The sequence below is a fragment of the Kribbella sp. NPDC000426 genome (assembly GCF_040300265.1).
In the GTDB taxonomy this organism is placed as follows: Bacteria; Actinomycetota; Actinomycetes; order Propionibacteriales; family Kribbellaceae; genus Kribbella.
This window is the reverse complement of sequence record NZ_JBEPDK010000008.1, coordinates 491,255-509,010: the sequence shown is the minus strand read 5'-3', so window position 1 is coordinate 509,010 and position 17,756 is coordinate 491,255. Positions and strand designations below refer to the sequence as shown.

Genomic DNA, 17,756 nt, shown 5'->3' with positions numbered 1-17,756 from the left:
CACCCTGGGACGCTGTTCATCGCGTTGTAGGGGTGTGCGGATGACAGCCGAGGATGACTTCGACGAGTTCGTGCGGGCGCGGTGGACCGCGACCGCACGGCTCGCGTACGCCCTGACCCTGGACCACCAGAAGGCCGAGGATCTGGCGCAGGAGGCGTTCACCAAGCTCTGGTTCCACTGGCGGAAGATCCGCGACGGGAACCCGGAGGCGTACCTGCGCAAGATCATCGCCAGCACCTTCCTGTCCGGCCGCCGGCGCCGCTGGCGCGGTGAACATCCCACCGAGACGCCGCCGGAGACGGTCGTCGATCCGGCGACCGTCGCGGTGGACGAACGCCTGGCGATCCACCAGGCGATGGCACGCCTCAGCCCGCGGCAGCGCGCTGCCGTCTACCTGCGGTACGCCGAGGACCTGTCCGAGCGCAGCGTCGCCGACCTGCTCGGCTGCTCGGTCGGCGCCGTGAAACAGCACACCCGCCGCGGCCTCGAAGCGCTCCGCACCGACATCACGTTCGCCGCGCCGGACGAACTGGCCGACCTCACCGAAAGGGGGATCTGATGACCGACGATCTGGGAGCCAAGCTCGCGCTGCTCACCGACGAGCGGCCCGAACCCGCCGACCCAGCAGCCCCGATCCGGTCCCGGATCGAGAGCCGCCAACGGCGCCGCCGGACAACGGCCGCGGTGTGCGCGGCTGCGGTCGTGATCGCCGTCGTGGTGGCGAGCACAGTCGTCGGCACGATCAAGTCGGCCGAACCGCAGGTCGCGGCTCCCTCGCAGACGCCCACGACGAGGAGCACCACACTGGAGTTCAAATACACCCCGCTTCCTGAACCGTGGTCCGACGAGCCGGCGTTCACGACCCAGCCGGACTCGCTCAAATACGCGCCGGCCTTCTACGTCACCGACGGCAGCATCCCGAACGAGCACTGGGCCGTCGCGTCGACCTACAGCGACGGCTGTCTCGTCATCACCGACGAGGGGCCGGCGAAGAGCTTCGGTGGCGCCATGGGCTGCTTCTACGAGAACTGGCAGCCCGACCAGCGTTCGCAGTACAAGACCGTCCCGGCGGTGATTCCGAACGCGGGCTCCCCCACGCACCTCACGATGGTCATGGGTGCGGTGTCCGCGGAGGCACGGAAGGTCCGCATCACCGCAGGCGGGAAGACCTACAGCACCGACGCGATCGGTACGCCGAACAGCAGCCGCCTGAGGTTCTTCGCAGTGGTGGTCAACGCAGCCGAATCCCAGGTCACCGCGGTGACGCCGATCGATGCGGCCGGGAACGTCGCGCCCAGCCCGGGGAGCTAGTTCGCCGGTTGGCGGCGGGGCAGGAGGCGGCGTGGGGCCTCCTGCTCGTCGATCCAGTCGAGGTCGTCGGACAGGACGGCGTCGTTCGAGCGGTCGGCGTACGGGTCCGGAGGCGGCGGTGGCGGCGGGAGGGCGCGGAGCTTGAGCGCCACCATCGGGATCGCAAGCAGTACGGCGACCACCATCCACGGCCAGTATTCGCGCAGGAACGGGTGGAACGACTGGAAGAACGCCTCGGTCGACGCATCGCCGACCGCGTCCATCGGCTTGCCGTCCGAGCGGGCGACCACCTGCACGGCCTCGACGAAGCCGTTGCACACCAGGTAGAACCCGGCCAACGGGATCCATGAGCCCACCGAACGCCACCCGCGCTTCCAGCAAGCGATGTAGAGCAGGAGCGCGAGCCCGGCGCCGACCAGGAGGCCGTTCAACTGCCACAGCCACCGCCAGTCGGCCAGCTGCTCAGCCGGCCGCTGCGCGTACCAGGCCACCGGGACGGCGAGCGCGAACGCCGCGACCACCGAGCTTCTGGTGCCCAGGGCACCGAACAGCGCGCCGACAGCGCTTGCCACCAGCAACGTGATCAGCATGTCCCGGTCCGAGAACGAGTTCCCGGTCAGCCACCACATGCCCGCGGCAACGACCAGCACCACCGGTACGCCGGCCCGCACGCGACCGATCAGCAGCCCGGCCAGCACTCCGCCCGCGAACCCGCCGAGCACCACCAGATCGATCCGCGGCGGCACGAAGTACGTCGCACCCTCCGGCAACCCCTTCAGGTAGGTCGCGGAGAAGCCGCCCACGAACCAGGCGACCACCGCGGCCGGAATCGACCACAGGTAGCGCATGACAACCCCGTTCGGTCAGTGCTGGGCTTTCTCGACCTTGCCCTTCAAGGTCTCCGGTGTATCGACAGTAGCTCCCTCGGACCGCAACCAGGCGTCAAGACTCGCCCGATCCTGCAGAGACATCACTGCCACCACATCGCCCGGCCGCGCCTCCGCGACCAGCGCCTGCGCCGCCTCGAGCTCGGTCGGGTACGCCGGTACGTCGTCCACGCCCACCGACGCGGCGCCCTCGCGGAACACCGCCTCGAGCTCCGCCGGCGGCCGTCCGCGCAGGTAATCGCTCTTGTGCCCGATCGCCACCCGGTCGGTCGCCCGCGCACCCATCGCACCGAGTGCCGCGACCATGTCGTCGGCCCGGTCGCCCGGCGAGCCGAGGGCCAGCATCAGCCGCCCGCCCTCCGGCCGGACGCCGTTCATGATCTCGATCAGCGCCTCCAGCCCGGCCTCGTTGTGCGCGAGGTCGATGACGACGGTGAAGTCGCGAAGCGAGTACATGTTCATCCGGCCGGGGTTGTTCTCGTTCGGCGCGAACGTGCCGAGCCCCTCGATCACCGCCGCCCGCGGCAGCCCGAGCCCGAGCGCCGCCGACGCCGCGGCCAGCGTGTTCTCGACGTTGTAGTGCGACAACCCCGACAGCGTCATCGGTACGTCGACGACCTTGAGCAGCGGCTCCGGATCCCGCGACTGGTCGAGCACGGTCACGAACCCGTCGAGCACCGTCGTCGCCCGGCCGCCCTCGTCGAGGACCGTCCGGATCGACGGCGAGTCGGGATCGCGCGAGAACACCCAGCACTTGGCCGGCGAGCCCAGCCGCATCGCGAACGTCCGCGGGTCGTCGCCGTTGACCACACACCAGCCACGCGGCCGGGTGATCTGGGTGATGACCGCCTTCACCTCGGCGAGCTGGTCGATGGTGTCGATCCCGCCCAGCCCGAGGTGGTCCGCGGTGACGTTGGTGACCACGGACACGTCGTTGTAGGCGATACCGACCCCGCGGCGCAGGATCCCGCCGCGGGCGGTCTCGACCACCGCGAGCTGGATCCCGGGCTGGGACAGCACCTGCGCCGCGCCGCTCGGGCCGGAGAAGTCGCCGTACTTGATCAGTTCGCCGTCGAAGTACACGCCGTCGGTGCTCGACCAGCCGACGTGCAGGCCGGCGGCGCGACCGATGTGCGCGATCATCCGCGAGGTCGTGGTCTTGCCGTTCGTCCCGGTCACCGCGACGACCGGGACCTTGGGCCGCAGCGTCGGCGGCGGGTTGCCCGGCGGCTCGTCCCGCACGCGCTCCCCGACGGCCGCGATCAGCTCGCTCAGATCGGCTGAGTGATCCGGGCCGAAGGCGTCCAGCACCTCGACGATCGCGGCACCGAGCGCCCGGGCCCGGGCCTCGTGCGCCCACGGGAACGCGACGACAAGCCGTCGTACGTCGTTCTCCGGGCGCACCCGGACCCCGATCCGCCCGATTCCGGCCTCGCGCGCGATCCGTCGTACGACATGCCCGGCGACGCGGATCGCGAACCGCTGCCGGAAGCCCGACCCGATCCGGCCGGGCCGAGTGGTCCCCAGACCGATGGCCTGCGCGTAGGCCTTGGCCACCGGTGCGGGCGCGTCGACGATCGCCGAGACGTCCAGCGTCAGCTTGACCGCGGCACGGCTGAAGTAGAGGTTGGCGCCGTCCAGGACGCGGAGCTCAACCAGCGATGTGGCCACCTATCACGCACCCATCGCGTGGTAGCCGCCGTCGACATGGACGATCTCGCCCGTGGTCGCCGGGAAGAAGTCGCTGAGCAGACCGACGATCGTGCGGCCGGTCGGCTCCAGATCGGACGGGTCCCACCCCAGCGGAGCCCGGTCCAGCCACGGCTCCTCGAACTTCTCGAAGCCCGGGATCGCCTTCGCCGCCAGCGTCTTCAGCGGGCCGGCCGAGACCAGGTTGCAGCGGATGCCCTGGGCACCGAGATCACGAGCCAGGTACCGGCTGGTCGACTCCAGGGCTGCCTTCGCCACGCCCATCCAGTCGTACCCGGGCCAGGCGACAGTCGCGTCGAAGGTCAGCCCGACGACACTGCCACCGCGACTCATCAACGGCGCGCACGTCACCGCGAGCGCCTTCAGGCTGTACGCCGAGACGTGCACCGCCTGGGACACGTCGTCCCACGGGCCGTCCAGGAACTTCCCGCCGAGGATCGTCTCCGGGTTGCCGTACGCGATCGAGTGCACGACTCCGTCCAGGCCGTCGACGTGCTCGCGGACCGCATCCGGCAGCGCGGCCAGGTGCTCGGGGTTCGTGACGTCGAGCTCCAGTACCGGCGGCTCGGTCGGCAGGCGTTTCGCGATCCGCTTGGTGATGCTGAGCGCGCGGCCGAAGTTCGAGATCAGCACGGTGGCGCCCTGTTCCTGCGCCACCTTGGCCGTGGCGAAGCCGATCGACGAGTCGAGGGTGACTCCGGCGACCAGGATCCGCTTGCCGTCGAGGATGCCCACCGGCATGCCCTTTCTAGAAGTAAGAGATTAGTTGCCCATGCCGATGCCGCCGTCGACCGGGATCACCGCGCCGGTGATGTAGCCGGCCTCTTCGGAGGCGAGCCAGCGGACGGCGTTCGCGATCTCCTCGGTCAGGCCGAACCGGCCGAGCGGGATCTGGCTCAGGTACTGCTTCTGGGTCTCCTCCGGCAGGACCGCGGTCATGTCGGTCTCGACGAAGCCCGGGGCGACCACGTTCGCGGTGATGCCGCGGCTGCCGAGCTCGCGGGCGATCGACCGGGCCATGCCGATCAGGCCGGACTTGCTGGCCGCGTAGTTCACCTGGCCGGGCGAGCCGAGCAGGCCCACCACGGAGGAGATGAAGACGATGCGGCCCTTGCGCAGCCGCAGCATGCCCTTCGCGGCCCGCCGGGCGACCCGGAACGACCCGCTCAGGTTGGTCTCGATGACCGAGTCCCAGTCGTCGTCGGACATCCGCAGCAGCAGCGTGTCACGGGTGATGCCGGCGTTCGCCACCAGCACCTCGACCGGGCCGTGCTGCTCCGCGATCGTGTCGAAGGCGGCGTCGACCTGCTCCTGGTCGGTGATGTCGCACTTCACACCGAGGAAGCCCTCCGGCGGCGGGCTGGTGTTGTACGTGACCGCGACCTGGTCGCCGGCCTCCTTGAACGCGGCGGCGATCGCCAGCCCGATCCCCCGGCTACCGCCGGTCACCAACACAGACCTACCCACAAGCCCTCCTCACCCGTCAGCACACAAGTCAGCGGCACGAACGCTACAACGCCGCGGCCCGTCCCCGCTCTACCGGGGACGGGCCGCGGAGGGTCGTGGGGGGATCAGGAGTCTTCGAGGCGGAAGCCGACCTTCATGGTCACCTGGTAATGGTCGATCTGGTTGTCGGACAGATGGCCCCGGATGTCGGTGACCTCGAACCAGTCGAGGTGGCGCAGTGTCTCCCCGGCGCGGGTGATCCCGTTGGTGATCGCCTGGTTGAGCCCCTCCTTGGAGGTGCCAACGATCTCCGTGACGCGGTAGGTGCGATCGGTCATGCGACATTCCTCTCCATCCTGGCTGCGCGGGGGCGGGCGGCGCGGCGTACCGTTGTTCTTGCTGAGGAGGATAGATGTCGCGACACCGTGAGCGGAGCGGCGAAACCGTCATTTCGGTGACGAGTGCACAGCCGGGCCGGTCCGAGGATCTGGACAGCCGGATCGTCCGCTACGCCTGGATGATGTCGATCCGGATCGTCTGCTTCGTGCTGGCGGTCCTGACCCCGTCGCCGTGGCGCTGGCTGTTCGTCGTCGGAGCGATCGCCCTGCCGTACTTCGCGGTGGTGCTGGCGAACGCCCATCGGTCCGCGACCCAGCCCGCCGCGGACCCCTACATCGCACCGTCGAGGCCGGCGATCGGGGAGCGCCCGACGGTCGTCGTACCGCAGGACCAGGACCCGCATCCGGACCCGCATCAGGACCCCCGGGCCGACACCGAAAAGTGATCTTGGCCGGGACTGGAAAACTTGCAGTGATCCGTGTCAGAATCTCCCGCGTGCTCTGAAGTTCATGAGTGAAATTCAGGGACTTGATGCGGCGTCGGACGGCTCCCCCCGTGGCTGTCCGACGTCGCTTCATTTTGGCCAGGCTATTGATTATTGAGACATCAGGAATGCAGAGGAATGGTGCCGGCAGATGAGTGAAGAAGCCGCACCCGCGGTCTGCTCCGCCAGGGGATGCGGCAAGCCCGCCACCTGGGCGCTGCGGTGGAACAACCCGAAGATCCACACCCCCGACCGGCGCAAGACCTGGCTCGCCTGTGACGAACACAAGGAGAGCTTGTCCGACTTCCTGGCCCGGCGGTCATTCCTGCGCGAGACCGAACCATTCACCGGGTGAATGCCGCCTAGCGAAAAAGTGCATTTCCGGATTGGGCCGGTATGACCGTCATCCGCCGATCATCCGCCGATCGCGGACATCGGCCGGGACGGCTGCAGGAAGCTCGGGTCGTTGATCCCGTGGCCCGGGAGTTTGTTCCGCATCGCGCGCCGCCAGCGGTCGGCCAGTTCGGCATCGTCGGCACCGTTGCGCAGCGCCGTCCGCAGGTCGGACTCGGTGCGGGCGAAAAGGCAGTCGCGGACCTGGCCGTCGGCGGTCAGCCGAACCCGGTCGCAGTCCCCGCAGAACGGCCGGGTGACCGAGGCGATGATGCCGACGGTCTGCGGCCCGCCACCGACCAGGAACGACTCGGCCGGCGCACTCCCCCGCTTCGAGGTGTCGTCCGGGGTCAGCTCGAACCGGCCCGACAGCATTTCGAGAATCTCGTCCGCGGTGATCATCGTCGCGCGGTCCCAGCCGTGCTGCGCGTCCAGCGGCATCTGCTCGATGAACCGCAATTCGTAGCCGCGGTCGAGGCAGAACTCCAGCAATTCCGGCGCTTCTGACTCGTTCACGCCGCGCATGAGGACCGCGTTCACCTTCACCGGGGTGAGACCGGCCGCCTGGGCCGCCTCGAGACCGGCGATGACGTCGCCGGCCCGGTCCCGGCGGGTGAGCCGCTTGAAGGTGTCCGGACGGACCGTGTCGAGGCTCACATTCACCCGGTCCAGACCCGCGTCCTTCAACGCCTGTGCCTGCCGGGCGAGGCCGATCCCGTTCGTGGTCAGCGACACCTCGGGACGGGGCGTCAGTTGCGTCGTCCGGGCAACGATGCCGACCAGGCCGCGGCGGAGCAGCGGTTCGCCGCCGGTGAAGCGGATCTCGTTCACGCCGAGGTGCGTCACGGCGACCGAAACCAGCCGGACCACCTCGTCGTCGGTGAGCAGCTCCGGCTTGGCGAGCCAGTCCAGACCCTCTTCCGGCATGCAGTACGTGCAGCGCAGATTGCAGCGGTCCGTGAGCGAGACCCGCAGGTCGGTGGCGACCCGGCCGAACCGGTCTGCCAGGCCCGTCTGAGCCGCCTCCTGGATCGCTGTCATCACACCAGCCTACGTGCCGCGCGTCGGCGATTTCAGGGCATGGCTTAAGTTCGAGACGTGGGTCGCTTGATGAACGTCCGCTGGATCGTCGCCGCACTGGGTGTCCTCGTGCTCGCGTTCGTGTGCGTGCAGCTCGGTCGCTGGCAGTTCCACCGCCTCGACGAACGCAAGGCGCGGAACGAGGTGACCCGGACGAACCTGGCCGCGGAGCCGGCGCCGATCGACCAGATCCTGGGCCCGCCGGGCGTCGTCGGCGACCAGCACGCCTGGCGCACCGCCGTCGTCACCGGACGGTACGACGCGGCCAAGCAGATCGTCCTCAAGTACCGAAACGTCGACGACCGGCCGGGTTTCGAGATCGTCACCCCGCTGGTCCTGGCCGACGGCAAAGCGGTCCTGGTCGACCGCGGGTTTCTGCCGCGGCAGAGCTCGGAGCTCATGCCGCTGAAGATCCCCGCGGTGCCCACCGGCGAGGTGACGGTCACCGGCCGGCTGCAGCGCAGCGAACGCGGCGGCCACACGAACGGCGGCACCCCGGACGACGGTACGGCGCGACTCATCAACGGCCCGGACTTCGCGAAGGTCCTCGGGCTGAACCTCTACGACGGCTACATGATGGTGACCAAGCAGGAGCCGGCGAACGACCCGGCCTTCGACGGCTTCCCCGGTCCGGAGATCGACGACGGGCCACACTTCTTCTACGGCCTGCAGTGGTGGTTCTTCGCCCTGCTGGCTGTCGGCGGACTCGTCTACTTCTCCCGACAGGAGGTCCGCGGTGCCAAGAAGCCCGCGCCAGAGCAGCCAGAGGTCGTCGACCGGCCGGAGGCCCGTGCCGGAGCGAAGGATTGAGGACTATGCCCTGATCGGTGACCTGCAGACGACCGCACTGGTGTCGAAGCAGGGCTCGATCGACTGGCTGTGCTTCCCGCGTTTCGACTCGCCGGCCTGCTTCGCCGCGCTGCTCGGCAGCGACGACAACGGTCACTGGCGGATGGCGCCGCGGGACGCGGACGCCGTCAGCAGCCGGCACTACCGCGGTGACACGCTCGTGCTGGAGACCGAGTGGTCGACCTCGACCGGCACGGTGCGCGTGATCGACTTCATGCCGCCCCGCGATGCCGCGCCGGACGTCGTACGCATCGTCGAAGGCGTCAGCGGGTCCGTGGAGATGCGGTCGGAGCTGAAGCTGCGGTTCGACTACGGTCACGTCGTGCCGTGGGTACGGCGGTCCGACGACGGCCAGGTCGACGCGATCGCCGGACCGGACGCGGTGTCGTTGCGGTCGGACGTGCATCAGTACGGGCGCGACCTGGCGACGTACGCCGATTTCCGGATCTCGGAGAACGACCGGGCCTGGTTCGTGCTGACCTGGCATCCGTCGCACCACCCGGTGCCGCAGCCGACGGACGCGCTGGAGTCGTTGGAGCCGACCGAGACGTTCTGGAAGGAGTGGATCGGGCGGAGCCAAAGCTCGACCGACTTCGGCGAGGAGGTCACGCGCTCGGTGCTGACGCTGAAGGCGCTGACCTACGCGCCGTCCGGCGGCATCGTGGCGGCGCCGACCACGTCCCTGCCCGAGACGCTCGGCGGACAGCGGAACTGGGACTACCGGTACTGCTGGTTGCGCGATGCAACGATGACGCTGTCCGCGATGCTGCGGGCCGGCTACACCGACGAGGCCGAGGCCTGGCGGAACTGGCTGCTCCGCGCGATCGCGGGATCCCCCGCGGACCTGCAGATCATGTACGGCGTGACCGGTGAACGCCGGCTTACCGAGTTCGAGGCCGCCTGGCTGCCGGGGTACGCAGAGTCGGCGCCGGTCCGGATCGGGAACGCGGCCGCCGAGCAGCTGCAGATCGACGTGTTCGGCGAGGTGATGGACGTACTGGCGCTGGCCCGCGAGCACCAGATCGGCGCGACCGACGAGGCGTGGCAGGTCCAGCGCGGGCTGATGGCGCATCTCGACGAGGTGTGGGACCAGCCGGACGAAGGCATCTGGGAGGTCCGCGGCGGCCGGCAGCACTTCACGTACTCGAAGGTGATGGCCTGGGTCGCGTTCGACCGGGCCGCGCGGGGCGTGCAGCGGTTCGGGCTGAACGGGCCGGCGAAGGAGTGGCGGGCGCGGGCCGACGAGATCCACCGGGCGGTCTGCGAGCAGGCGTACGACGCCGACCGGAACACGTTCACGCAGGCGTACGGGAGCAAGGCGCTGGATGCCGCCGTACTGCTGATTCCGCAGGTCGGGTTCCTGCCGGCGGACGACCCGCGGGTGGTCGGGACCGTGGAGGCCGTCCAGCGGGAGCTGGCGGCGGACGGGTTCGTCCGGCGCTACCTGACCGAGCACACCGACGACGGGCTGAACGACAGCGAGGGCACGTTCCTGATCTGCTCGTTCTGGCTCGCGGACGCGCTGGCGATGATCGGCCGGGTCGGCGAGGCCCGCGACCTGTACGAGCGACTCGTTGCCCTACGCAACGACGTCGGGTTGCTGGCCGAGGAGTACGACGTCACCTCTGGCCGGATGCTCGGGAACTTCCCGCAGGCGTTCTCCCACCTCGGCCTGGTCAACACCGCCTGGCATCTGACCACCGCCGAGTCGCCGTTGCGGAAGTCGGCTTACTAGTTCTTGCCCGGGGCCACGAACCGTCGAGGTGCGCGACGGGGTGCGGTGGGGCAGGATGGTGACGTGGACCTCGGACTGCGCGATCGCACCTACATCGTCACCGGCGCCAGCGCCGGACTCGGCTTCGCCACGGCGAAAGCCCTTGCTGCCGAAGGCGCGCGGCTGGTGATCTCCAGCCGCAACGAGGAGTCGATCTCCCGCGCCGCGGCCGAGCTCGGTGAGAACGTCGTCGGAATCCCGGTCGACAACGCCGATCCGGAGAGCGCGGAGCGGCTGGCCGCGACCGCGGTCGCCAAGTGGGGCGCCTTGCACGGTGCGCTGATCAGCGTCGGCGGGCCCCGGCCAGGGACGGCGCTGGACAGTGAGGAGGACGACTGGCGGTCGGCGTTCGAGAGTGTCTTCCTCGGCGGGTTGCGGATCGCCCGCGCGGTCGCCCGGGCCGGGTCGGAGGGTACGTCGATCGCCTTCGTGCTGTCGTCGTCGGTGAAGTCCCCGATCAACGGACTGGCGATCTCGAACGGTCTCCGCCCCGGCCTGGCGATGGTGGCCAAGACGCTGGCCGACGAGCTCGGCCCGAACGGCATCCGGGTCAACGGCCTGATGCCCGGCCGGATCTCCACCGACCGCCTGAAGGAACTCGACGGCAAGGGCGGCGACCCCGAGGCAGCCCGGCGGGCGGCGGAGAAGACGATCCCGCTGCGCCGCTACGGCACCCCCGAGGAGTTCGGCCGGGTCGCCGCCTTCGTCCTCTCCCCCGCCGCCTCCTACCTGACCGGCACCATCATCCCGATCGACGGCGGCGCACTCCGCACGATCTGACGATCAGCCCCACTGGCCGGGGACGTAGTCGCCGGCCGGCTGCTGGGTCATGACGTTGATGCGGTTCCAGGTGTTGATGCCGGCGATGGCGCCGACCAGCGCGGCCAACTGGTTCTCGTCGTAGTACTTGCTCGCGTTCAGCCAGACGTCGTCGGGGACTCCGCCGGCGGCGTCGGCGATCCGGGTTCCCGCCTCGGTCAGCGCCAGCGCGGCCCGCTCGGCGTCGGTGTACACGGTCGCCTCGCGCCACGTCGCCACCAGGTTGATGCGGACCGGGGTCTCGCCGTGGTGTGCGGCGTCCTTCGAGTGCATGTCGACGCAGACTGCGCAGCCGTTGATCTGGCTGGCCCGCAGCTCGACCAGTTCGAGGGTCGTGAGCGGTACGCCGGCGTCCAGCGCGACCCGGGCGGCCGCGTTGAGGTGCTTGATGAACTTGCCCAGCACCGGGTTGGTGAACAGATCCAAACGCGCGTCCATAGTGGTGCTTCTCCTTAGCGGATGAACTCTTTGACACCACTACGACGAGGCAGCTTCCCGAAGTGTCAGTCCGGGGCGATCCGGTTGCCCTGCTCGTCCCAGTGCTCCGCGACCTTCTTGCTGGGCTGGACACGCGGCGGCTCCCCCGGCATCTTCGGGTAGTCGGGCGGGAAGTTCAGCTCACCGCCGGGCAGCTCCTCCCACAGCCGCAGCAGCTCGTCGAGCGAGTACGCCGTCTCGTCCATCTCGGCCCACGGGTCACCGTCCGAGAGGTACTCCGGGACCGTGTGCAGGTTGAACGCCCGTGGATCGTCGACCTCGGCCAGCCGCTCCCACGACATCGGCGTACTCACCGGGGCGCCAGGGCGGGGACGCAGCGACCAGGCACCTGCGACCGTGCGGTCGCGGAGGTTCTGGTTGAAATCGAGGAAGATCGCGTCCTCGCGACGCTGCTCCTTCCACCAGGCCGTGGTCACACCGTCGTCGCGACGCTCGAGCTCACGGCCGAGGCCGATCGCGGCGTGCCTGACCTCGTCGAAGGACCACTCCGGCCGGATCCGCACGTAGATGTGGATGCCACGGTTGCCGCTGGTCTTCGGATAGCCGCGCAGGCCGAGCTCCTCGAGCAGCTCGCGGGCGACGCCGGCGACCCGTCGGGCGTCGGTGAAGGTCGCGCCCGGCTGGGGATCGAGGTCGATCCGCAGCTCGTCGGGGTGGTCGAGATCGGTCTTGCGGACGGCCCACGGATGGAAGACCAGCGTGCCCATCTGGGCTGCCCACACTGCGGCGGCCGGCTCGGTCAGGCACAGCTCGTCGATCGGCCGATCGTTCGGCGTGAGCACCCGGCAGGTCTCGAGCCAGTCGGGCGCGCCCTTCGGGAGGCGCTTGGAGTAGAAACCGTCGCCGGTCTGCCGACCGACCGCGTCCACGGACAGCGTCATCCCTTCGCGCCAGCCGCCCGGCCAGCGTTCCAGGGCGACCGGGCGGTCACCGGAGGCGCGCATGAACGCCGGAGCCACACCGATGAAGTACTCGCAGACCTGAAGCTTGGTGACCTCCGGAGCCCAGTCGGTGGCCTCGTAGACAACCCGCTCGGGGCTGGACACCCGGACCTCGCGGTCCCCCACCGTGAGCATCACCGCTGCGCTCTTCGCCATGCGGTGACGCTATCGCCCGGCACCGACCAAAACCCGGAATTCCCCACCATCCTGCAGGAAAGGCAAGTTTTCCCGACCTCTGGCCACGGTAGGTGACCGGGCGGTAACGTTCCTGCACCTCGTTCCTGGGGCGTGAGGCCCCCGGGACACCTGACAAGGAGCGCGAGGATGAACAGATCCGCCCTGTTCGCCGCTGCCACCGCAGTGGTGACCACCACCGCCCTCGGACTGACCAGCGCCACCACAGCTATCGGCGCGCCGAAGGCCTCGCCTGTCCCCACCCCCGCCGCTGCGGTCGCCAAGGCGAAAGCAGCGATCACCGGCAACCTGACCGCGTTGCGGGCCACGACGGCCGACGCGTTCGTGGTCAAGGACGTCATCGTCGACGCCGACGGCTCCAGCCACGTCCGGATGGACCGCACGATCGGCGGCCTGCCGGTGCTCGGCGGCGATGTCGTCGTACACCAGGCCAAGGACGGCGCGTTCAAGGGCGCCAGCCTGACACTGAGCACGAGCGCGAACGTCGGCCGGACGCCGAAGGTCAGCGTCGCGACCGCGACGGCGAAGGCGCTCACCAAGGGCCTCAAGGCCGAGGGCAAGCCGAGTCTCGTGATCGAGGCCCGCAAGGGCGCGCCGCGGCTCGCGTACCTCGTCACCACCGGCGGCACCCAGGCCGACGGTACGCCGAGCCGCATCACCACGACGATCGACGCCCTGACCGGCGCGAAGCTGGTCAGCGAGCAGCACATCGAGACCGCGACCGGTGACGGCAAGAGCCTGTACTCCGGGACCGTCCCGCTGCAGACGTCGACGGCCACCGGCGGCTTCACCTTGACCGATGCGACCCGCGGCAACGGCTTCACCGCAGACGCGAACAACAAGACCGACTCGATCCTGTGCCAGCTCTTCCAGCTGGGCTGCCCGACGCCGACCAAGTTCGTCGACGCGGACAACCACTGGGGCACCGGCGCCAACTCCGACCGCGCGACGGCGGCCGTCGACGCGCACTACGGCGCGGCGACGACGTTCGACTACTACAAGAACGTGCACGGCCGGAACGGGATCTTCGGCGACGGCAAGGGCGTTCCGAGCCGCGTGCACTACGGCACCAACTACGTGAACGCGTTCTGGGACGGCAAGCAGATGACGTACGGCGACGGCGACAACGTCGCGGCGGGACCGCTGGTCTCGATCGACGTGGCCGGCCACGAGATGTCCCACGGCGTCACCGAGCACACCGCCAACCTCACGTACTCCGGTGAGTCCGGCGGCCTGAACGAGGCGACCAGCGACATCTTCGGCACGCTCGTCGAGTTCTACTCCAACAACGCCTCCGACCCCGGTGACTACTACATCGGCGAGGAGATCATGAAGGACCGCCCGGCGCTGCGGTACATGGACAAGCCGAGCAAGGACGGCCAGTCCCCCGACTGCTACAGCTCCGGCGTCGGCAACCTCGACGTGCACTACTCGTCGGCGATCGCGAACCACTTCGCGTACCTGCTCGCCGAGGGCACCGGCGCGAAGACGATCGGCGGTCTGCCGCACAACTCGCCGACCTGCAACGGTTCGTCGCTCACCGGCATCGGCCACGACAAGCTCGGCAAGATCTGGTACCGCGCGCTGACGACGTACATGACCAGCGGTACGACGTACGCCCAGGCCCGGACCGCGACGCTGAACGCGGCCACCGACCTGTACGGCGCGACCAGCGGCGAGCGCGCAGCCGTCGCCGCTGCCTGGTCCGCAGTCGCAGTGAACTAAGGGGTTTTGCCGGGTCCCTGTCCCACTGGGGCGGACAGGGACCCGGCGAACAAACGCTTTTCGCCCCTTATTGCATTGCCAGCGGGTTTGTGCAGACCTACCGTCACATGCATGGGTGGGGAACCCGGGGGAGAATACGGACGGCGTGAGGCCAAACTGCGTGCGGCCAGGCCGTTACTGCTCGTCGTGGACGCTGACCCGGAGCGTCTGGAGCGATGTGAGGCGGAGCTGGAGCGAGGCTTCGGATCCGACTACCGAGTGCGCGGCGAGCTCACCGCGGCGGCCGCGCTGCACTGTCTGCGGATCGCGCACGACCTGCAGCACCGCGTCGCCGTGGTGCTGGTCGACCGCGCGCTGCCCGACGACGAGCGCAGCCAGATCCTGGCCGCGGCGCGGACCCAGCATCCGGACGCGCGACGCGCGCTCCTGATCGAGTGGGGTGCCTGGCGCGACCGGGACACGGCCTCGGCGATCCTGTCCGCGATGTCGGTCGGCGACATCAACTACTACGTCCTCAAGCCGTGGACCACTCAGGACGAGCTGTTCCACCGCACGATCGCCGAGTTCATCCAGGAGTGGTCGCGGCTCGAGGTGACGAACCTGCGTGAGGTGGTCGTCATCGCGTCCGACCGTTCGGTCCGCGCGCAGGAGATCCGCAGCATGCTGACGCGGAACGGGATCCCGAACGCGTTTCGGGCCAGCGGCTCGGTGCAAGCCGGCGCCGTCCTCGAATGGCTGGGTGAACCGGATCCGGGCGATGGCGTACTCGTGTGGATGTCGGCCGTGGGTGGTGCGCTGCTGCGCGATCCGACCGATGTGGAGATCGCCGAGGCGTGGGGGGTGCCGACGTCACTGGCCGACGAGGACACGGCGTTCGACTTGCTCGTGATCGGCGCCGGACCAGGCGGTCTGGCTGCCGCGGTGTACGCGTCCTCCGAGGGACTCCGCACGCTCGTCGTGGAGCGGGAGGCGATCGGCGGGCAGGCAGGCACGAGCTCGCTGATCCGCAACTATCTGGGCTTCTCGCGTGGGGTCCGCGGCTCGGAGCTGGCTCAACGCGGATACCAGCAGGCGTGGGTCTTCGGTGCGCACTTCACGCTGATGCGGTCGGTCGTCCGGCTGGAGAAGGACGATGACCACTTCGTCGCCGAGATCGGTGACGTGGGTGAGGTGAGAGCACGCGCTGTGGTGCTCGCGAGCGGCGTGGCCTACCGGCGGCTCGGCGTACCCGCGCTGGAAGAGCTGATGGGGCGAGGGGTGTACTACGGCGCGAGCGTGTCCGAGGCGCACGGCTTGATGGACCGCGACGCGGTGGTCGTCGGCGGCGGGAACTCGGCCGGGCAGGCTGTGCTGCACCTGGCCCGGTACTGCCGGCTCGTCACGCTGGTGATCCGGGGCAAGGACCTGTCCGCAACCATGTCGCAGTACTTGATCGACGCCATCGATGCGGCCCCCAACGTGACGCTGCAGACGTCCCGGGAGGTCGTCGACGGCGGCGGCGACGGGCGGCTGCAGTGGATCGCGTTGCGCGAGCGCACCACCGGCACCGAGGAGCGACTGAACGCGGACGGACTGTTCGTGATGATCGGCGCCGTACCGGGGACGGAGTGGCTGCCGGACACGGTCGCCCGGGAGCAACATGGCTTCGTACTGACCGGGTCGGACGCGGCGGCCGACCCGGCGTGGACGCAGGACCGGCCACCGCAACCGTACGAGACGACGCTGCCGGGACTCTTCGCGATCGGGGACGTTCGCAGCGGTTCGGTGAAGCGGGTGGCCTCGGCGGTGGGCGAAGGCTCCGTGGTGGTGTCGCAGATCCACACCCATCTCAGGGGTTCGTGAGCAGGCGTAGCGAGTGAACCAGACGACACAGCAGCGGTTCGTCTACACGCCGGCGATGGTGGCGCTCACCGCGCTGGTGCTGCTCGTACCGCTCGCAGGACTGGTGTTGCTGCTGCGCCAGCCAAAGCTGGACCTGCACTGGGAGCATCATCCGACGCACTTCTGGCTGGTGCTGCTGACTGCGGCCCTGAGCGCCGGCCTGGCGTATCTGACCGGCGCGACTGCACTCCGACGGGGTGACGCGCGGGTGCTGTTCGTGTCGCTGGCCTTCCTGTCGGCGGCAGGTTTTCTGGGACTGCACGCGCTCGCAACGCCGAAGGTCCTGCTCGACACACCGAACGCCGGCTTCACCCTCGCAACACCTGTCGGTGTGGCGCTGGGGTCTGTGTTCGCGTTCCTCTCGAGTCTGACCATCTCGGGTATCACCTGGGGCCGCCGTCTCCGCGTCGCCCTGCTGCTCCTGATGGCCTTGTGGGCGGCGGCTTCGGTACTGCGGTTGCCGCCGCTGCACCAAACCGCGGTGCCGGAAGTTGCCGACGGCATCCTGACCGCCCTCGCCATCCCCGCGATCGTCCTCTATGCCGTTGCCGCAGCGCGGTATCTGCAGACCTGGTGGGTCCGGCCGTCGCTGATGCTGCTGTCGATGGTGTCCGCGTTCGTGCTGCTGGCCGAGGCGATGGTCGCGCTGGTGTTCGCGCGGAACTGGCACCTGTCCTGGTGGGAGTGGCACGTACTGATGCTGTCCGCGTTCGTGCTGGTCGTGGCCGGAGTACGGATCCAGTGGTACGAGGAGCGGTTCGCCGACCTGTACCAGGCCGACACCGTGTCCGGGCAGCGCGAGCTGAGCGTGCTGTTCGCGGACCTGCAGGGCTTCACGACGTTCTCCGAGAAGCACGAGCCGGCCGAGGTCACGGCGATGCTCAACACGTACTTCGAGGTCGTCGTACCGCAGGTCGTACGGCGGCACGGCGGCGACGTCGACCGGATCATCGGCGACGCGTTGATGGTCACGTTCAACAAGCGGGGCGACCAGCCGGACCATGCCCGCCTGGCCGCCGCCGCGGGACTCGCGCTGCAGGCCGCCGCTGCCGCCGTCCAGGCCACGCACCCGAACTGGCCGAAGTTCCGGGTCGGGATCAACAGCGGAATCGCGTCGGTGAGCCTGCTCGGGACCGAGGGCGGGCGGACCCACACCGTGATCGGGGACACAGTGAACGTCGCGTCCCGGATCGAGGGCAAGGCGCCCGGCGGGGCGGTCGCGATCGGGCCGGCGACGAAGGCGCTCTTGCCGCAGGCAAGCACCGAGTCACTCGGACTGCTCAATCTGAAAGGCAAGGCGGAGCCCGTGGAGGTGTATCAGCTGCTCGCGCTGGGCGAATGATCACCCGTGCGTTCGGCGCGCACACCGGCTGTTCACGTGTTGGACCTTGGAACGCTCACGTGCCGGTGTGAGAATCCGGCCC

Annotated in this window: 18 protein-coding genes; 10 read left to right on the top strand and 8 right to left on the bottom strand. The window is 69.3% G+C overall.

Annotated features, from left to right (window positions below; translation table 11 throughout):
• Positions 1-40: 40 nt before the first annotated feature.
• Positions 41-559, top strand: a complete 519-nt coding sequence (locus ABT313_RS36955; protein WP_350863747.1) for a SigE family RNA polymerase sigma factor — start codon at positions 41-43, stop codon at positions 557-559.
• Positions 559-1,311, top strand: a complete 753-nt coding sequence (locus tag ABT313_RS36950; RefSeq protein WP_350863744.1) for a hypothetical protein — start codon at positions 559-561, stop codon at positions 1,309-1,311. Before ABT313_RS36955 ends, ABT313_RS36950 begins: the two co-directional genes overlap by 1 nt.
• Here the strand turns inward: ABT313_RS36950 and ABT313_RS36945 are convergent.
• From ABT313_RS36945 to ABT313_RS36925, 5 genes are all read right to left on the bottom strand, one after another.
• Positions 1,308-2,159 (bottom strand): hypothetical protein, encoded by an 852-nt coding sequence (locus ABT313_RS36945; protein WP_350863741.1) that lies wholly within the window; start codon positions 2,157-2,159, stop codon positions 1,308-1,310. The genes ABT313_RS36950 and ABT313_RS36945 overlap by 4 nt on opposite strands.
• 15 nt (positions 2,160-2,174) lie before the next feature.
• On the bottom strand, positions 2,175-3,869 hold the full coding sequence (locus ABT313_RS36940; protein ID WP_350863738.1) for a Mur ligase family protein: 1,695 nt from the start codon (positions 3,867-3,869) through the stop codon (positions 2,175-2,177).
• A 3-nt stretch (positions 3,870-3,872) separates the two neighbouring features.
• On the bottom strand, positions 3,873-4,643 hold the full coding sequence (fabI, locus tag ABT313_RS36935) for an enoyl-ACP reductase FabI (protein WP_432892944.1): 771 nt from the start codon (positions 4,641-4,643) through the stop codon (positions 3,873-3,875).
• 27 nt (positions 4,644-4,670) lie between these two features.
• Entirely contained in the window at positions 4,671-5,375 is a 705-nt protein-coding gene (fabG, locus tag ABT313_RS36930; protein WP_350863732.1) for a 3-oxoacyl-[acyl-carrier-protein] reductase, read from the bottom strand.
• Positions 5,376-5,479: 104 nt separating this feature from the next.
• Entirely contained in the window at positions 5,480-5,692 is a 213-nt protein-coding gene (locus ABT313_RS36925; protein WP_350863729.1) for a dodecin, read from the bottom strand.
• Positions 5,693-5,766: 74 nt separating this feature from the next.
• Here ABT313_RS36925 and ABT313_RS36920 point away from each other — a divergent pair, with 74 nt between their 5' ends.
• Together ABT313_RS36920 and ABT313_RS36915 are read left to right on the top strand one after the other, a co-directional pair.
• The gene (locus tag ABT313_RS36920) at positions 5,767-6,138 is read left to right on the top strand and encodes a DUF3099 domain-containing protein (protein WP_350863726.1); all 372 of its coding nucleotides are present in this window, start codon (positions 5,767-5,769) and stop codon (positions 6,136-6,138) included.
• A 190-nt stretch (positions 6,139-6,328) separates the two neighbouring features.
• Positions 6,329-6,532 carry a hypothetical protein gene (locus ABT313_RS36915; protein ID WP_350863724.1) on the top strand — a complete coding sequence of 68 codons (204 nt, stop codon included), beginning with the start codon at positions 6,329-6,331 and terminating at the stop codon, positions 6,530-6,532.
• Between the two features lie 59 nt (positions 6,533-6,591).
• Here ABT313_RS36915 and moaA read toward each other — a convergent pair whose 3' ends face one another.
• A complete protein-coding gene (moaA, locus tag ABT313_RS36910) occupies positions 6,592-7,611 on the bottom strand; it encodes a GTP 3',8-cyclase MoaA (protein WP_350863721.1) in 1,020 nt (339 codons plus the stop codon).
• 57 nt (positions 7,612-7,668) lie between these two features.
• Here moaA and ABT313_RS36905 point away from each other — a divergent pair, with 57 nt between their 5' ends.
• The 3 genes from ABT313_RS36905 to ABT313_RS36895 all read left to right on the top strand — a co-directional run bounded on the left by ABT313_RS36905 (position 7,669) and on the right by ABT313_RS36895 (position 11,053).
• Positions 7,669-8,460, top strand: a complete 792-nt coding sequence (locus tag ABT313_RS36905; RefSeq protein ID WP_350863718.1) for an SURF1 family cytochrome oxidase biogenesis protein — start codon at positions 7,669-7,671, stop codon at positions 8,458-8,460.
• A complete protein-coding gene (locus tag ABT313_RS36900) occupies positions 8,441-10,234 on the top strand; it encodes a glycoside hydrolase family 15 protein (RefSeq protein WP_350863717.1) in 1,794 nt (597 codons plus the stop codon). The genes ABT313_RS36905 and ABT313_RS36900 overlap by 20 nt, the downstream gene beginning before the upstream one ends.
• Before the next feature lie 63 nt (positions 10,235-10,297).
• Positions 10,298-11,053 (top strand): SDR family oxidoreductase, encoded by a 756-nt coding sequence (locus tag ABT313_RS36895; RefSeq protein WP_350863714.1) that lies wholly within the window; start codon positions 10,298-10,300, stop codon positions 11,051-11,053.
• A gap of 3 nt (positions 11,054-11,056) precedes the next feature.
• Here the strand turns inward: ABT313_RS36895 and ABT313_RS36890 are convergent, their stop codons facing one another.
• Positions 11,057-11,530 (bottom strand): carboxymuconolactone decarboxylase family protein, encoded by a 474-nt coding sequence (locus ABT313_RS36890; protein WP_350863712.1) that lies wholly within the window; start codon positions 11,528-11,530, stop codon positions 11,057-11,059.
• A 65-nt stretch (positions 11,531-11,595) separates the two neighbouring features.
• A complete protein-coding gene (locus tag ABT313_RS36885) occupies positions 11,596-12,687 on the bottom strand; it encodes a DNA polymerase domain-containing protein (protein WP_350863709.1) in 1,092 nt (363 codons plus the stop codon).
• Positions 12,688-12,855: 168 nt separating this feature from the next.
• Here ABT313_RS36885 and ABT313_RS36880 point away from each other — a divergent pair, with 168 nt between their 5' ends.
• The 3 genes from ABT313_RS36880 (at position 12,856) to ABT313_RS36870 (ending at position 17,674) form a co-directional block, all read left to right on the top strand.
• Complete coding sequence (locus ABT313_RS36880; RefSeq protein WP_350863708.1) at positions 12,856-14,451, top strand: M4 family metallopeptidase; 1,596 nt, start codon at positions 12,856-12,858, stop codon at positions 14,449-14,451.
• Positions 14,452-14,562: 111 nt separating this feature from the next.
• Positions 14,563-16,293: an NAD(P)/FAD-dependent oxidoreductase gene (locus ABT313_RS36875; protein ID WP_350863705.1), complete on the top strand. Its 1,731-nt coding sequence runs from the start codon at positions 14,563-14,565 to the stop codon at positions 16,291-16,293.
• Positions 16,294-16,306: 13 nt separating this feature from the next.
• Complete coding sequence (locus ABT313_RS36870; RefSeq protein ID WP_350863702.1) at positions 16,307-17,674, top strand: adenylate/guanylate cyclase domain-containing protein; 1,368 nt, start codon at positions 16,307-16,309, stop codon at positions 17,672-17,674.
• Positions 17,675-17,756: the final 82 nt, after the last annotated feature.

Coding starts and splice junctions, on each gene's coding strand:
- ABT313_RS36955 (WP_350863747.1), top strand. CDS start 41: ATGACAGCCGAGGATGACTTCGACGAGTTCGTGCGGGCGCGGTGGACC.
- ABT313_RS36945 (WP_350863741.1), bottom strand. CDS start 2,159: ATGCGCTACCTGTGGTCGATTCCGGCCGCGGTGGTCGCCTGGTTCGTG.
- ABT313_RS36890 (WP_350863712.1), bottom strand. CDS start 11,530: ATGGACGCGCGTTTGGATCTGTTCACCAACCCGGTGCTGGGCAAGTTC.
- ABT313_RS36885 (WP_350863709.1), bottom strand. CDS start 12,687: ATGGCGAAGAGCGCAGCGGTGATGCTCACGGTGGGGGACCGCGAGGTC.
- ABT313_RS36915 (WP_350863724.1), top strand. CDS start 6,329: ATGAGTGAAGAAGCCGCACCCGCGGTCTGCTCCGCCAGGGGATGCGGC.
- ABT313_RS36880 (WP_350863708.1), top strand. CDS start 12,856: ATGAACAGATCCGCCCTGTTCGCCGCTGCCACCGCAGTGGTGACCACC.
- ABT313_RS36925 (WP_350863729.1), bottom strand. CDS start 5,692: ATGACCGATCGCACCTACCGCGTCACGGAGATCGTTGGCACCTCCAAG.
- moaA (WP_350863721.1), bottom strand. CDS start 7,611: ATGACAGCGATCCAGGAGGCGGCTCAGACGGGCCTGGCAGACCGGTTC.
- ABT313_RS36950 (WP_350863744.1), top strand. CDS start 559: ATGACCGACGATCTGGGAGCCAAGCTCGCGCTGCTCACCGACGAGCGG.
- ABT313_RS36875 (WP_350863705.1), top strand. CDS start 14,563: ATGGGTGGGGAACCCGGGGGAGAATACGGACGGCGTGAGGCCAAACTG.
- ABT313_RS36920 (WP_350863726.1), top strand. CDS start 5,767: ATGTCGCGACACCGTGAGCGGAGCGGCGAAACCGTCATTTCGGTGACG.